We start from the raw sequence: 15436 nt of genomic DNA, 5'->3' as shown, positions 1-15436 counted from the left end.
GGTGTTACGAAAAAATATGGGACTCGTCGGCCAGCTGGCGCGAAGAGCGGATCAGGGCGGCGACGTCGAGTATCAGGGAGACGCCGCCATCGCCCAGGATGGTGGCGCCGGAGATGCCCACCACTTTGCGGTAATTCGATTCGAGGTTTTTCACCACCACCTGCTGCTGGCCGACCAGGTCGTCGACGAACAGCGCGGCCTTGCGCCCTTCCGTCTCGAGGATCACGCAGATGCCTTCGGACGCATTGGTAAAGCGCGGCGCGATGTCGAACATCTGGTACAGGGGGATCAGGGGCAGGTATTCGCCGCGCACCTTGACCACCTGGCCGCGGCCGGCGATCTCCTTGACATCCTCCACGGCCGGCTGCAGCGATTCGATCACGAAGCCCAGCGGCAAAATATACACTTCCTCGCCGACCCGGATCGACATGCCGTCCAGGATCGCCAGCGTCAGCGGCAGCGAGATCGAAATGGTGGTGCCGAAGCCCTTGGCCGAACGGATGTCGACCACGCCGCCCATGGCGCTGATATTGCGCTTGACCACATCCATGCCCACGCCGCGGCCCGACACGTCGGTGACCGCTTCGGCGGTGGAAAAGCCGGGCGCGAAGATCAGCTGCCACACTTCGGCGTCCGTCATCGTGTCCGACACGTCCATGCCCTGCTGCTGCGCCTTGGCCAGGATGCGTTCGCGATTCAGGCCGGCGCCATCGTCCGATACTTCGATGATGATGTTGCCGCCCTGGTGGCTGGCCGACAGGAACAGGCGGCCCGCCTCGGTCTTGCCGGCGGCCACGCGGGCGGCCGGCATTTCCACGCCATGGTCGATGCTGTTGCGCACCAGGTGCGTCAGCGGATCGACGATGCGCTCGATCAGGCCCTTGTCCAGTTCCGTTGCCGCGCCATTGGTGATGAAGTCGACCTTCTTGCCCAATTTGCCGGCCAGGTCGCGCACCATGCGCGGAAAGCGCGAGAACACGAAATCCATCGGCATCATGCGGATCGACATCACCGCTTCCTGCAGGTCGCGCGTATTGCGCGTCAGGTGGCTGACGCTGTCGAGCAGTTTTTCATGCAGCATCGGATCGAGCGCGCCGGCGCGCTGTTCGATCATCGCCTGCGTGATCACCAGTTCGCCCACCAGGTTGATCAGCTGGTCGACCTTTTCGATCGAGACGCGGATCGACGACGATTCGGCGCCGGCCTTGTCGACTTCCTTCTTGGCCGGTTTTTTCTCGACTTCGGCATCGGCCGCCACCACTACCGGGGCGGCAACGGCCGGCGCCACGCTGGCCGCGTTGGCGCGTATCTGTTCCAGCGGCTGGAAAAAACCGTAGCCACGTTCGGCGTCCGTCTGCACGCCGGCGGCGGCGCGGATGTCCTCGAGCGGCTGGAAGAAACCATAGCCCTGCTCGGCCTCGGTCTTCACCGCGCCGGGCGCGCCTGGCAGCGGATCGAAAAAGCCATAGCCTTGCGCCGCTTCCTGTGCCGCGCGCGCCGCTTGCGCGGTGGTCGCTTCGCCCGGCGCCAGCGGCGGCGCCTGGGTGATCACCATGTCGTCCGGGTTCAGCACGAACGAGCAGATCGCCAGGATATCGTCCAGGCTTTCATGGGTCGTCACTTCCAGCGAGCTGCGCGCGTCGGGCAGCACGGTCACCGCGACGTCGCCCAGCAGGCCCAGTTCGGCCGCCAGCGCATCGACTTCGCGCTGCTCCATCTTCGGCAGTTCAAGACGGAAGCGGTGGCCGCCGGCATGGCTGACGGCGGCTTTTTCAGCCGTGTGGAAAGCCGGCGCGACGGGTGTCAGGGCGGCTACCGGCACGTCCTGCGCAAACGACTGCAGCATCATGCGCACGTTGGCGACGGCGTCCTGGTCCACCTCGGAACCGAGGCGATGGCCGTCGAGCTGCATCTTGAGGATGTCCTTGGCGGCCAAAAAGGCGTCGACGTGTTCGGCCGTCAGGGCCATCTGGCCCTGACGGATACGGTCGAGCAGGGACTCGAGGATGTGCGTCACCTCGCTCATGTCGGACAGGCCGAACGTCGACGCGCCGCCCTTGATCGAGTGGGCGGTACGGAAAACGGCATTCAGGTCTTCGGCGTCGGGCGCCGCAATATCGACGGCCAGCAGCAGCCGTTCCATTTCAGCCAGCAGTTCCTCGGCCTCATCGAAAAAGACCTGGAAAAACTGGCTAATATCGATGGTCATAGGGTGACTCCGTCAATTGCATCGTTGTGCTGCGCGGCTGGCATCAGCCGATCACCTTCTTGACCACTTCGATCAGGCGCTGCGGATCGAAGGGCTTGACCAGCCAGCCATTGGCGCCGGCGGCGCGGCCTTTCGATTTCATTTCATCGGACGACTCGGTCGTCAGCATCAGGATGGGCACCTTCTGGTACGCTGGCAGCTCGCGCAGCAGCTTGATCAGCTCCAGGCCGTCCATGCGTGGCATGTTCTGGTCCGTCAGCACCAGGTCCACGGTTTGCAGCTTGGCTTTTTCCAGTCCGTCCTGGCCGTCCACGGCCTCCACCACCTGGTAACCGGCGGCTTTCAGGCTGAACGCCACCATCTGGCGCAATGAGCTGGAATCGTCCACTGCAAGTATCGTTTTGGCCATCTTTGCTCCCACTTATACCGGGCGTCGTGCCCGGCTTGTTTATTGAATTGATCCATGCAACCGCAAGCGTTCCGCACTCGGCTAGAACAACTCGATGTCGCCGCTTTCCAGATGCTGTTGGCTGACAGCCTTGCGCAGCACGCTGCGCAATTCCAGGCTTTGTATCGCCAGCGCCATGCTGACGCGCCCAAGCAAGGCCACGATTTCCTCGTTATCGCTTTCCGGCAGCATTTCGGCGCCGTGCGACCCCAGAGTACCGAGAAACTCGCGCAGCCCCGTGACCCGTTTCAGGGTACGGTCGATCAGCTGGCTGGTCATGTCCTGGAACTGCATGCTGGTGATGGCGGCGTTCACGTAACCGCCCACCTCGTCCTGCAGCGCCAGCAGCTTTTCACGCTGCTCGGCGGGCGGCACGCCGCCCTCGAGCAGCAGGGCGATCGTGTCCTGTTGCGCTGACACCGCCGCATGGATGGCCATGAAGTTGAAGGAGAGTTTCTCGATTGCCTCTTCCAGCAAGATGCCGGTCTGCACCAGGTCGGTTTCCACCTCCGTCAGGTGCTTGCGGCCATGGTCCGACACGCCGGACAACAGGCGCTTCACATGCGAGCCAAGTATTTTCTTTCTTGTCATAGAGATCTCATTGTTTTACTACGATGCGCACGCTGGCCATGCATGCCTATTTCTTTGCCGCCGCAGGCGCCGCACCCGCCTCCAGCCCCGAAGAGATGGCGGCCGCCGCGTCGTTCACCGGCAGTTCGATCGCGGCGCCGTCGCGCAGGACGTTTTCTTCCGTGCGCTTGTTCATGACGATAATGCTGATGCGGCGGTTGATCGGATTGAAGGGGTCGAGCTTGTCCAGGTTCGCGGCCGAGCCCAGGCCCACCACGCGCAGCACTTTTTCTTCCTTCATGCCGCCGATCACCAGTTCGCGCCGCGAGGCGTTGGCGCGGTCGGCCGACAATTCCCAGTTGCTGTAGCCGGCGTCGCTCATGTAGGGCGTCGAATCGGTGTGGCCGGACAGGCCGACCCGGTTCGGCACTTCATTGAGCACAAAGCCGATGGCGTGCAGGATTTCCTTGGTATATGGCTGCAGGTTGGCGTTGGCCAGCGCAAACATGGGACGATTCTGTTCGTCGACGATCTGGATCCGCAGGCCTTCGCTGGTGATGTCGAGCAGCAATTGATTCTTGTATTTTTTCAGCAGCGGATTGGCGTCGATGGTCGCCTCGATACGGGCCTTTAACGCCTGCAGGCGGCGCCCTTCTTCGCGCTCGAGCGCGGCCTTGGCCGAATTGAGGTCGAACGATTTGCGCTGCTGCTCTTCCTGCGCCTTGCGCACCTGGCCATCCTGGCGCGACAGGTCCTGGCCGCCGCCCTGGATCACGGAATTGCTTTCGCCGCTGCCGGAGCCGCCCGCCATCGCCACTTTCAAGGGCGTCTTGAAGAATTCGGAAATGCCGTTCAGGTCGCCCTTCGAGGTCGAACCGAGCAGCCACATCAGCAAGAAGAAAGCCATCATCGCCGTCACGAAGTCGGCGTAGGCGATCTTCCATGCGCCGCCGTGATGGCCGCCGGCCACCTTCTTGACGCGCTTGACGATAATCGGGCGCATGCCTTCATCGGCCATGGCGTCCCCCTTCCCTGTGCGGCGATAAACTCATGGTGTGCAAACGTGACCTCACTGCTTACTTCGTTTTCGATTTCTTGATGTGATCTTCGAGCTCGTTGAAGGTCGGACGCTCGGTCGAGAACAGCACCTTGCGGCCAAACTCCACCGCCAGCGCCGGTGCATAGCCGTTCAGGCTGGCCAGCAGGGTCACTTTCACGCACTGGAACATCTTGCTCGACTCTTCCAGCTTCTGTTCGAGCAGGCTGGCCAACGGCCCCACGAAACCGTAGGCCAGCAGGATGCCGAGGAAGGTGCCGACCAGCGCGTGCGCGATCAGCATGCCCAGCTCGGCCGGCGGCAGGCCCACCGACTCCATCGTGTGCACCACGCCCATCACGGCGGCAACAATACCAAAGGCGGGCAAGCCGTCGCCCACCTTGGCGATCACATGGGCCGGCACGGCGCCCTCGTGGTGATGGGTTTCGATCTCGTTGTCCATCAGGTTTTCGATCTGGAAAGCGTCCATATTGCCCGACACCATCAGGCGCAGGTAATCGGTCATGAATTCGACGATATGGTGGTCGGCCAGCACGGCCGGATACTTGGAAAACAGCGGACTTTCCTGCGGGCTGTCGATATCGCTTTCGATCGACATCAGGCCTTCCTTGCGCACCTTGCTGAGCACTTCGAACAGCAGCGACATCAGCTCCATGTACAGGTCCTTGGTGTAGCGCGAACCCTTGAGCAGGCTGGGCAAGGCGGCCAGCGTCGCCTTGATGGCCTTGTTATTGTTGCCGACCAGGAAGGCGCCCGCCGCCGCACCGCCGATCATCAGCAGTTCCAGCGGCTGGAACAGGGCCGCCAGATGGCCGCCCGCCAACGCGAAACCGCCGAACACCGAGGCGCAAACGATGATGTATCCGAGTATGACTAACAAGTGCTGTGACTCCCAAGGTGGCCGGGCATGCATACCCGTAGTGTTCTGGCAAGCTTGCATGAAGTTTAGCTACCATGGCACGCTGCTGCTGCGCTAACCGGAAGTAGCTGGAAACGGACCACATTTCAAGCTACTTCCAGCAAAGTGCCGCGTGGAACTACAATAACGTGAGATTGTGCTGTCGGCAAGCAAATAACGCAGACAATTGCCTAAAAGCACCATACGTAAAGTAAAGGGCCACGCTCTGTGGCGGCAATGGTCTTATCGGGCGCACGCGCGGCGATCTTGAATTCGTAACTAAGAAGCATACTTCCCGGCAACATTTGCTTTTCGACCTGCATCCACAGCGCCGCCATGGCGGCCGGCGACAGGTAGGCAAACACCACATCGTAATCGGCGAAATCGAGCGCCACATAGTCGCCCCGAACAAACCGCGCAGGGTTGCCCACCAGGCGCGCGCGCAAGCTGCTCACCAGCCACGGCAGCGGCGCCAGCTCGATGCCGCAAAACTGGCCATCGGGCCGGCGCCGCGCCAGGTCCAGCACCAGGCCACCGAGGCCGCTGCCGATATCGATCAGTTTCACGCCCGGACGGTCGGCGATCAACTGCGCCACTGCGCGCCACACGGCCGGCCCCGACGGATAGAACGGCACTTGCGTGCGAAAGGTGGACCAGTACAGGCCCAGCAAAAAAATAAAGACCAGCAGGAACAACAGCGGCGGCAGCTCCAGCGCGCTGGCCGCCAGCAGCGCCGGCGCAAACAGCAGGCCGATCGCGCACCACCAGCGCGCCAGCCTGGCGCGCCAGGTGATCAGCGCCGCCAGCACCCCCTGCAGCAGGGCCACCGAGAACAAGGTCATGCCGACCCCGGCGCGTGCCAGCAGATACACCAGGCCCAGCATCAAGGGAAACGCCAGCGCCTGGATCAGGACCGCCTTGAGCGCGGGCGCGCGCAGGATTTGTTGCAGCATGGAGCTAGTATGAGTGGAAACAGTGGTGAAAACGCCAGCGTTGGCGGCGGTGCGGCATCCCGACTTTGTCTGACACGCGCCGGTCAGCCAGCGCTGCCGGATGGCGCCGCAATCGCTTCGTCGCGGGCTTTCTTGGTCTTGCCGGCGCGCGAAGGCATGTGGCACAGGCCGCACACATAATCGGCGTTCAGGTCGAGGCAGTTGACGACGAACTTGCCGCCGCACTTGCCGCAGGTGGCCATGGCCAGCATCTTGCTGCTGAAAAAGCGCACCAGGGTCCAGGCGCGCGTCAGCGACAGCAGCGGCTCTTCGCCCGGCTCGGGCGGCATTTGTTCGAGGTAGAGCTTGTAAGCCTTCATGACGGCTTCGATGCCGGTGGCGCCGGCGTGTTCCACGAGGAAGTGGTGGATATTGATGAACAGCGAGGAGTGGATGTTCGGTTGCCAGGTGATAAACCAGTCGGTGGAGAATGGCAGCATGCCTTTCGGTGGCGACACCCCTTTCAGCTCCTTGTACAGGTTGAGCAGGCGTTCGCGCGACAGCGATACTTCGGTTTCCAGCAACTGCAGGCGGGCGCCCAGCTGTATCAACTCGATCGCAAGCTGTATTTCCTGTGCTTCCGAGACGACACTCTTTTTGGCCATGTTACTGCTCCCGTCTGATTGACTACGGGCACAGTTTACACGATTTCTTCGACGCCCTGTCCGGCCATCAGGATGGCGGCGTGCGACTGCGCCAGCGAGCGGTCCTTATTGTAGTTCGTCAACATGCCCAGGATGGCGCTGTCATCGAAGCGGAAGCGGGCCAGCATCATGTTGCCGCCAGCCAGTTTCAGGATCTGGGCATTGCTCATGCCTTCGATCAGTTCGGCGATTTCCGCCGATACGCCAAGACGGAAGATGGCCGTTACCTTGTCCGCGCGGATCATCTGCTGGGCCAGCATCAAGTAGCTCAGGTTAGCGTCGCGAATCTCAGCCATCATGTCGTTAGCAGTCATTTCCATCTCCTCAATCCGTTAAATTCTTCAACTGGAGCACTTCGTGTTTCCAGTGAGATACATTTTGAAGGAGCAACAGAAAACGGCATAGAGGTGCGGCGCTGTATTTTTGGCCGGACAATAGAGGATGAGACCGTAGGTGTCTGTCTTACAAACACGGTACGATCATGCTCGCACGCCTGTAAAAGCGTGGAAAGAGGAGCGCTGAACAATCAAGTGTGATGACCTTCTGCAGAAAAACGGCTATCGCTTTTTTACAACGGCTTGACTTGCATCAAAATACCCATACTGCCTGTTACGGCAGCGGCGCCGAGAACTTGAGGACTTTTTTAAAAATTTATGAAAAAAATTCTGAAAAAAGTTTTCATCTCTTCTTATGTAGTCTTTTACGACGCTTGCCATGGAAACTTTAGGGTCTTTTGAAAATATTTTGAAAAAAAGCGAAATTTTGTCGCGACGCCCGGGAAAACCGCTCTTTTGATACTGGTTTCAAGTAGGAAAATAGTGCATGACAGCCAAGACTTGCTACACTGCCGTTCCCGTTCGGTACGTTTTGCCGAGCCGATCACATGCATCCAAAACAAGTATCGACATGAAAGCCAACATGATTTCCCGACAAGATTGCATAGCACTCGACCGCGACGATGCGCTGGCGCCGCTGCGCGCCCAGTTCGACCTGCCGGCCGGCGTGATTTACCTCGACGGCAACTCGCTCGGCGCCCGTCCCAAGGCGGCCATGGCCCGCGCGCGGCAGGTGATCGAGGCCGAATGGGGTAACGACCTGATCCGAAGCTGGAATACCAACGGCTGGTTCGACCTGCCGAAACGCCTGGGCGACCTGTTGTCTCCGCTGCTAGGCGCCACCGACGGCGAAGTCGTCATTACCGACACCACCTCGGTCAACCTGTTCAAGGCGCTGGCCGCCGCGCTGCGGATGCAGGCGTCGGACCCAGACCCTGCCTGCGCCGCGCGCCGCATTATCGTCAGCGAACGCAGCAATTTCCCGACCGACCTGTATATGGCGCAGGGACTGGCCGCCTGGCTCGATCGCGGCTACCAGCTGCGGCTGGTCGACGACCCGGCCGAGCTGGCGCAGGCGATCGATGGCGACTGCGCCGTGGCCATGCTCACGCACGTCAACTACCGCAGCGGCTACCAGCACGACATGGCCGCCGTGAGCAGCCACTGCCATGCGCAGGGCGCGCTGGCGCTGTGGGACCTGGCCCATTCGGCCGGCGCCGTGCCGCTGGACCTGAACGGCGATGGCGCCGACCTGGCCGTCGGCTGCACCTACAAATACCTGAACGGCGGCCCCGGCGCGCCGGCCTTTATCTGGGTGCCGAAAAAGCACCAGGCGGCCTTCCGCCAGCCACTGTCGGGCTGGTGGGGCCATGCCGCGCCGTTTGCCATGGAGCCGGCCTTCGCGCCGGCCGACGGCATCGCGCGCGCCCTGTGCGGCACGCAGCCCATCGTCTCGCTGGCGCTGGTCGAATGCGGCCTCGACATCTTTGCCCAAACCACCATGCAAGCGATCCGCGCCAAGTCGCTGGCCCTGACCGACCTGTTTATCGCGCTGGTGGAACAGCGCTGCGCCAGCCACCCACTGGGCCTGGTCACGCCGCGCGAGCATGCGCGGCGCGGCAGCCAGGCCAGCTTCACGCATCCGCATGGCTATGCCGTGATGCAGGCCCTGATCGCGCGCGGCGTGATCGGCGACTACCGCGAACCGGCCATCATGCGCTTCGGCTTCACGCCGCTGTACACCAGCTTTGCCGAGCTGTGGGATGCGGTGGAGATCCTGCGCGAGATCCTTGACACGCAAGCCTACGATGTCACAGCCCGCCGCGACGCGGTGACCTGAACTACCAGAGACGACGACATGAACGAGAACACACCAGGCAACGGCTGCCCCATGCATGCCGGCGCACAGGATGCAAAAGACGCGCAATGGCACGGCGCGCAGATGGACTTCAGCGAGTCGATGAGCTATGGCGACTACCTGGCACTGGACCGCATCCTGACGGCCCAGCATCCGCTGTCGCCGAACCATAACGAGATGCTGTTCATCGTGCAGCACCAGACCAGCGAACTGTGGATGAAGCTGATGCTGCACGAAATGCACGCCGTGCGCGCCAACCTGCAAAGCGGTGACCTGCCACCGGCCTTCAAGATGCTGGCCAGGGTGGCGCGCATCATGGATCAACTGGTGCACGCCTGGGACGTGCTGGCGACCATGACGCCGCCCGAATACACGGCCATCCGGCCATATCTCGGCGCCTCGTCGGGCTTCCAGTCCTACCAGTACCGCGAGATCGAATTCATTTTGGGGAACAAGAACGCGGCGCTGCTGAACGTGCACACCACCGCGCCCGAATCGTACGCCGTGCTGGAGGCCGCCCTGCGCTCGCCGTCCGTCTACGACGAGTCGGTCAGGCTGCTGGCGCGCCATGGCCTGCCGATTTCGGCGGCCCGCCTGAACGCCGACTGGACTTTGCCCACCGCCAGCGACGACTCCGTGAAGGCGGCATGGCTGGAAGTCTACCGCGACCCGGCCAAATACTGGGCCCTGTACGAGCTGGCCGAAAAGCTGGTCGACCTGGAAACGGCGTTCCGCTTCTGGCGCTTCCGCCATGTCACGACAGTGGAGCGCATTATCGGCTTCAAGACCGGCACCGGCGGCACGGCCGGCGTCAGCTACCTGCGCAAGATGCTCGACGTGGTGCTGTTCCCGGAATTGTTCGCGCTGCGCACCGAGCTCTGACCGGCACAGAGGCGCGCACGATAGGCACGTATTTGCCCTATGCGAAGAAGTTAGGCAGTATCGATGCCTTTCCCTAGTGGGCAACGCGCCTGTCACCCGATGAAACGCTTTTTTTTGCCGCTGCTGTTCTGCACCGCCCTCGCCCAAGCCGCACCATTTTATGAAGGCAAGCCGCTGGCCCATCCGGTGATTGCGGCCTCGCAGGACAGCGGCCTCGATATCGTCTTTCTCAAGGAGGCCGGCGGCGTCAACGCGTACTACTGCGAATGCGGCAAAGCCGGCAGGAAACCACAGCCGCTGGACAAATTCGGCCATGCCGTGATCCGTTCCGTGTTCTACGCCCCGCTCGACCGAAGGCCAGAAACGTCCACCCTGCTGGTGCTGTTCCGGCTTGACGGCAAGCAGGGTTTGCGCGCCTACCGGCATGACCACAGCTCGGGCAAATACGTGAAGCTCACAGGCCTGCAGCCGGCGCTGGACCGCATCGCGGCGCAAATGGCCGTGCCGAACGCGGGCCAGGTCAAGGCGGCATTGGCGAAATTGTCACCGCTGGATTACAGCGTCGCGCGCGGCAAGAGCGGCAATGCCGACTTCGACGCGATCGACCATACGCAAGGCACGGTAGTCGGCTTTTTTGACAATCAGGGCCGCCCGGTGGACGCCGCCAGCAAGGACGCCATCAGCTACAAGAAGACCTTTTCCAGACAGGGCAAGCGCTATCTGACGGCCAGCTATACCCTGTATGGCGATGGCGACGCGGGTGAGCTCCCCAATTACCGCCTGTGGCAGGTGGGCTGGGAAACGGCGCCGCAGCAGTTTGCGGGCAGCGCCGAAGGACACTCCGTACTCTACAGCCTGGCCTGGGACGATGGCTCGGTGGTGGAACGGGGCGCATACGCCAACGGCAAGCGCACCGGCCTGTGGACACGCAGCGGCCTGCATGAAGGGTCATCCAAAGGCGCGTATGTCGACGGCCTGCCCGACGGGCCCTGGCATATCGAGGAGCCGAAGCAGACCGAGGACGGCGTGTACCGCGCCGGCCAGCGCGAAGGCCGCTGGACCGTCATCAACTACGCCGACCAGGATGAAGTGACGGGCTTCGACACCTACGCGGGCGGCCAGCTCAATGGCCCTTCCGAACGCAGCATGGGTGGCAAGCTGCAGGCGCGCGGCAACTACGTCAATGGCACGCGCCAGGGCAAGTGGATCACGAGCGACGGTGAAGGCAGCTATCTCGACGGCTTGCGCGACGGCCCCTGGACACTGAAGCTCAAGGACGGCGCCAGCCTGCGCGTCCCTTTCGTCAAGGGCAAGAAGCACGGCGAGGCAAACGAGACTGACGCCAGCGGCAAGCTGCGCCTGCGCGAACATTATGCGATGGACGTGCCCGACGGCGAGCGCACGCGCTATCTGCCGGACGGCACCGTGGTCTACCAGGCGACCTTGCGCAACGGCCAGCTCGACGGGCGCGAACGCGCCTGGGATGACAACAAGATCCTGCGCCTCGACACGCAATGGGATAACGGCAAGAAACAGGGCATGGACGCGCGCTACTATGCCAGCGGCAAGCCGGAACGCCTGACCGTGGTCGAGCGTGGCCGGCTGGCGGCGCATCTGCGCGAGTATGCCGAAGACGGCCTTCTTATCAACGATATCCACCGCTGCACCTTTACCGAATATGGCCGGGAACGCGACGACGTGTGCGACTACCACCGCCTCAATTTCGCCAGCGGCCAGCCACAGTACGATTACCAGTTCCAGTTCGGCCAGCGCCAGGAAGGCCGTTCCTGGTATGCGAACGGCAAGGTGATGGATGAACTGCTGGTCGACCGCGCCAAGGACACCTCGGTCTACAACACCTATTTTGAAAGCGGCCAGCTCAAATGCACGGAGCCGCGCCGTGGTCACGCCACGCGCACCGTCAACGGCCAGACCTACTTCAGCTATGCTTCGGCTGACCGCGACGGCGACGCCATCTGCTATCACCCGAACGGCAAGGTGGCCAGCATCCGCAGCTACCGCCAGCGCATCGCCGTCGATTGCGGCAAGCAGTTTGACGATACCGGCAAGCAGATATCGCCGGGGCCGGAAGGCTGCCCCGTGCCGAAAAAAGTCCCGTTTATTTTTGGAGAATAAGAATGGAACACATCACGCTGACGATCCAGAATCCGGCCGAACTTGACGCCGCAGAAATCGGCGCCGCCATCGCCGCCGGCCGGCAGGTGCTGGTGCAGTTCGACACCCTGGGGGAGCCCGAACCGCTGCTGCCTGAACTCGATGCACTGGCGGCCACCCATGGCGCCGCGCTGACCATCCGCATCTACGGCTACGATCCGCGGGTGTTCGATACGCGCATCCTGCGCGCGCTGCCGCATGTGGCCAGCCTGTCGATCGACTGCCACCGCAATGCACTGTATCTGGAGACGCTGGGCGAACTGCACCACCTCAAGCGCCTGGACCTGGGCGTATATGAGCTGGCGCAAACCGATATCCTGCAGCTGGAAAACCTGCACGGCCTGGAGCACCTGTCCTTGGGCGAGTCGGCCAAAAACAATATCGACCTGGCGCCGCTGCGCCACTACACGCGGCTGTCTACACTGGCGATCGAAGGCCATGCCGGTCATATCGACACGCTGGCCGGTTTGCCGGCATTGACCAGGTTGTCGCTGTACCGCATCAAGAACAAGGTAGCGCTCGATTTTATGTCCGGCATCGCGCAGCTTGATCGCCTGCTGCTGCAGTTGGGCGGGCGCGAATCGATCCAGGAGATCGACGCGCCACGATTGAACAAGCTGGAAATAATCCGCGTGCGCGGGCTGGAAGACTTGGGCGACCTGGGCCGGTTTCCGCTGCTGCGCCAGCTGTGGCTGGAAGACCAGATCAAGCTGACGCAACTCGATGTGCGTGACAATCCGCTGCTGGAACGGCTGCATCTGCTGACGTGCAAGGGGCTGGAGCGGCTCGATGGCCTGGCTTTACTGCCCGCGCTGCACACATTGACCGTGTCGGAAACCCGGCTCGATTTTGATGCGCTGCTGGCAGGCGGACTGCCGGCGGCGCTGACCGATATGCGCTTCAGGACGGGGAAGGTCAGGCGCGACGAGGAGATCAGGGCGATGCTGGCGCTGGCGGGCCATGGTGGTGATGTCGGGTTACGCGCTGTGCGCTAACCAGACCTACGATGGCGGGCCATGGTGGTGATGTCGGGTTACGCGCTGCGCGCTAACCCGACCTACGATCCTGCATCCCTCACGCAGGTCGGATCAGGCCCCTGCGGGGCCGTAATCCGACAACACCGCCGGCGTCAACAATGGCGTCGATTTATTGTCCGGCGGCCAGCTTCTTCTGCCACAGCGCCACGTCAATCATCACGCCGTCAAAGCCCGTATTGCGGATATACACGCGGTAGCTGCCCTGCCCCAGGTCGCCATGCAGGTAGGCGGTGCGCTCGTTGCGCTGCAGCCGGGCGCCCTTGATGGTCTTGCGGTACAGCTCGACCACGCTGTCGAAGCTGGCATAGCTGCGCAGCGCCACCTCCAGGTCGCGCGGCGGCCGGCCTTCCGCCTCGTCGAGCACATTGTTCTGCTTCTTGCCCTTCAGCGACAGCGGAAACGTGAACACGCCGGCGCCGGCCGACGTGAGCACCGTCGATTTGTCGAGCAGCAGCGGCAGCAGCGCCGACGGAAAACCGGACGGCAGCTGCGCGCGGTTCCAGCCAGGTAGCGCCGGCTGCGCCAGCACGTATTCGACCGTGGCGATTCTTTGCCCATCGCCGCCCGCTTCATCGTCGGCGGCGATCAGCGCCAGCATCGGCGGCAATTGCCGGGCCCAGGCCAGCAGGGGCGCGGCCTCGTCGACCAGCATGCCCTTGCGGTGGAACACCGTCAGCACGGCTTGGGGATCGGGCTTGCAGACCTTGGCCAGCGGCTGGCCCTGCAGGCGGCAATGGCCGTTGACCAGGCCAAAGGCGATGATGGCACCGCGCTTGTCGAGCAGCATGGCGCCCCGTTCGCGGCCCTGCTTGCGGTCATTCATGGAGGCCAGCAGCACGCGCCCGTCCGGCAGCACATTGCGGGTGGCGTCGCGCCGCTCGCTGACGGCTTCGAGCGCCTGCTCCAGCAGCAGCGCATCGTCATCGGTATAGCTGCCGCGCGCATAACCGAAGAACTCGAACAGCGCGGCGCGTACCTGCGGCTCTTCGCTCAGGCGCGGCAGTTGTCCGGCCGGCAGCACGATGGTCCGGGGCGCGATCGCCGGCGCGGACCTGGCGGCCGCAATGGCCGGCAAGGCCGCGCAAGCGGCCCATAACAGCATGCCGCCAAGGCGGCGACAAGTCGATAAAGTAGTCATGATTCCATCTGCCCAGGGTCTACCCGTGAATGCGGCCACGCTTGGCACGTCGGCGATTCTAGCATGCTCGCGGCGGCGCGCTGCGCACGGCGCCCGGGCGGCCGGCGTAAAAAAGGCTATGTCACCATCAAATGTGGGAACGACCCCAAAGTGGCCCTGAGCAAGCTTTCGGGGGACAATATTCTCCTGGCGTCCAGTATCCAGCGCCAACCCAGGTAGTTGGGCAGATAGCGCGTCGCCACGCCATGAAAGGCGCGCAGCCAGCGACGCAGCCGGCTGTGATACGCGTTGACGTTCTGCACGTGCACCGCACCGCGCACGCGGATGCCGGCCCGCAAGTTGACGGCTGAATGCTGGATGCCGAGCTCCCTGGCAAACACGGGATAGGCCGGATGGCCATCACTGACCAACAAAATGTCGCGGTCGATCACCGCTGGCAGGCAGGCGTGCAGGCTGGCCTTGGTCAGCTGGCCCAGGCCAGTGATGAAATCGACGGTTTGCCCGGTGCGGTCACGCGCCACCAGGACACATACCTGTTCACTGGAAATGCCGCGTTTGCCTGCGCGGCCACCACGTCTGCGTGCCGGCCGCGTCATATGCCGTGAACCTTTTTGCGACTCCAGCACATACATCTCGTCGGCCTCGGCGATACCGTGCAGGCAATGTGGCCGGTCGGTCTTGGCCAGCGCAAGAAAACGATGGCGCCAGCGAAAGCTGGTATTGCGATGGATATGCACTTGCAGGGCTGCCTTGCGCACCGAAAACGAGTTGAGCAGGCAATCCGCATAGGCGAGCCACTGCGTCTTATGGTGCAGATACGCCAGCGGCGTGCCGGTCAAGGCGTTGAACGTTTTGCCACAAGGAACACAGCGATAGCGTTGCAAGCCATGGGCCTGGCCGTGGCGGTGGAAATGGATCGATTGGCAGGCGGGGCAATGCAGTTTCGCCTGTGCTGTCTGCTCAATCAGGGCGACAGCCGGATCCTGCGGCGCGCGCATGCGCAACAAGCTGCTGCTGGCAATACGCTGGCGATACGATAGTTGTGAAAATTGGTCGGCGAAAATCTGCCACTGGGTGGTGTCCACGATCGGCTCCTGGAAGGAAATACCTGATCAGTTAGACTTCCGCAACGGCTGGGCGTTCCCACTGCTTTCGGTGACATAGCCTAAAAAAAGCCGGCCCTTTCTGGCGAA

Annotated in this window: 14 protein-coding genes; 4 read left to right on the top strand and 10 right to left on the bottom strand. The window is 62.6% G+C overall.

Annotated features, from left to right (window positions below):
* Positions 1 to 4 precede the first annotated feature (4 nt).
* From cheA to flhD, 8 genes are all read right to left on the bottom strand, one after another.
* Positions 5 to 2209 (bottom strand): chemotaxis protein CheA, encoded by a 2205-nt coding sequence (gene cheA / locus ACP7B7_RS06330; protein ID WP_426076078.1) that lies wholly within the window; start codon positions 2207 to 2209, stop codon positions 5 to 7.
* A 43-nt stretch (positions 2210 to 2252) separates the two neighbouring features.
* Positions 2253 to 2618 (bottom strand): response regulator, encoded by a 366-nt coding sequence (locus ACP7B7_RS06325; RefSeq protein WP_065306416.1) that lies wholly within the window; start codon positions 2616 to 2618, stop codon positions 2253 to 2255.
* Positions 2619 to 2699: 81 nt separating this feature from the next.
* Positions 2700 to 3248: a chemotaxis protein gene (locus ACP7B7_RS06320; protein WP_308922141.1), complete on the bottom strand. Its 549-nt coding sequence runs from the start codon at positions 3246 to 3248 to the stop codon at positions 2700 to 2702.
* 46 nt (positions 3249 to 3294) lie between these two features.
* Positions 3295 to 4245: a flagellar motor protein MotB gene (gene motB / locus ACP7B7_RS06315; RefSeq protein WP_426076077.1), complete on the bottom strand. Its 951-nt coding sequence runs from the start codon at positions 4243 to 4245 to the stop codon at positions 3295 to 3297.
* A 58-nt stretch (positions 4246 to 4303) separates the two neighbouring features.
* Positions 4304 to 5164, bottom strand: coding sequence for a flagellar motor stator protein MotA (gene motA, locus ACP7B7_RS06310; protein WP_308922143.1), 861 nt, complete (start codon positions 5162 to 5164; stop codon positions 4304 to 4306).
* 209 nt (positions 5165 to 5373) lie between these two features.
* Entirely contained in the window at positions 5374 to 6135 is a 762-nt protein-coding gene (locus ACP7B7_RS06305; protein WP_426076076.1) for a class I SAM-dependent methyltransferase, read from the bottom strand.
* 83 nt (positions 6136 to 6218) lie between these two features.
* Positions 6219 to 6779 (bottom strand): flagellar transcriptional regulator FlhC, encoded by a 561-nt coding sequence (gene flhC / locus ACP7B7_RS06300; RefSeq protein ID WP_308922145.1) that lies wholly within the window; start codon positions 6777 to 6779, stop codon positions 6219 to 6221.
* A 35-nt stretch (positions 6780 to 6814) separates the two neighbouring features.
* A complete protein-coding gene (gene flhD, locus ACP7B7_RS06295; RefSeq protein WP_065306444.1) occupies positions 6815 to 7132 on the bottom strand; it encodes a flagellar transcriptional regulator FlhD in 318 nt (105 codons plus the stop codon).
* A gap of 604 nt (positions 7133 to 7736) precedes the next feature.
* Here flhD and kynU point away from each other — a divergent pair.
* From kynU to ACP7B7_RS06275, 4 genes are all read left to right on the top strand, one after another.
* Positions 7737 to 8993 carry a kynureninase gene (gene kynU / locus ACP7B7_RS06290; protein WP_426076075.1) on the top strand — a complete coding sequence of 419 codons (1257 nt, stop codon included), beginning with the start codon at positions 7737 to 7739 and terminating at the stop codon, positions 8991 to 8993.
* Positions 8994 to 9044: 51 nt separating this feature from the next.
* Positions 9045 to 9893 (top strand): tryptophan 2,3-dioxygenase, encoded by an 849-nt coding sequence (kynA, locus tag ACP7B7_RS06285; RefSeq protein ID WP_426076215.1) that lies wholly within the window; start codon positions 9045 to 9047, stop codon positions 9891 to 9893.
* 99 nt (positions 9894 to 9992) lie between these two features.
* Positions 9993 to 12029, top strand: coding sequence for a hypothetical protein (locus ACP7B7_RS06280; RefSeq protein ID WP_426076074.1), 2037 nt, complete (start codon positions 9993 to 9995; stop codon positions 12027 to 12029).
* Positions 12030 to 12031: 2 nt separating this feature from the next.
* A complete protein-coding gene (locus ACP7B7_RS06275; protein WP_426076073.1) occupies positions 12032 to 13063 on the top strand; it encodes a hypothetical protein in 1032 nt (343 codons plus the stop codon).
* A 151-nt stretch (positions 13064 to 13214) separates the two neighbouring features.
* Here the strand turns inward: ACP7B7_RS06275 and ACP7B7_RS06270 are convergent, their stop codons facing one another.
* Both ACP7B7_RS06270 and ACP7B7_RS06265 read right to left on the bottom strand, forming a co-directional pair.
* Positions 13215 to 14243, bottom strand: a complete 1029-nt coding sequence (locus tag ACP7B7_RS06270; RefSeq protein ID WP_308922149.1) for a hypothetical protein — start codon at positions 14241 to 14243, stop codon at positions 13215 to 13217.
* A gap of 116 nt (positions 14244 to 14359) precedes the next feature.
* On the bottom strand, positions 14360 to 15328 hold the full coding sequence (locus ACP7B7_RS06265; protein WP_426076072.1) for an IS1595 family transposase: 969 nt from the start codon (positions 15326 to 15328) through the stop codon (positions 14360 to 14362).
* Positions 15329 to 15436 lie beyond the last annotated feature (108 nt).

It is taken from the genome of Janthinobacterium sp. PSPC3-1 (assembly GCF_049896105.1).
Classification (GTDB): domain Bacteria; phylum Pseudomonadota; class Gammaproteobacteria; order Burkholderiales; family Burkholderiaceae_D; genus Janthinobacterium.
Note: the sequence above shows the minus strand (reverse complement) of the source record. Positions and strands in the feature narration are given on the sequence as shown.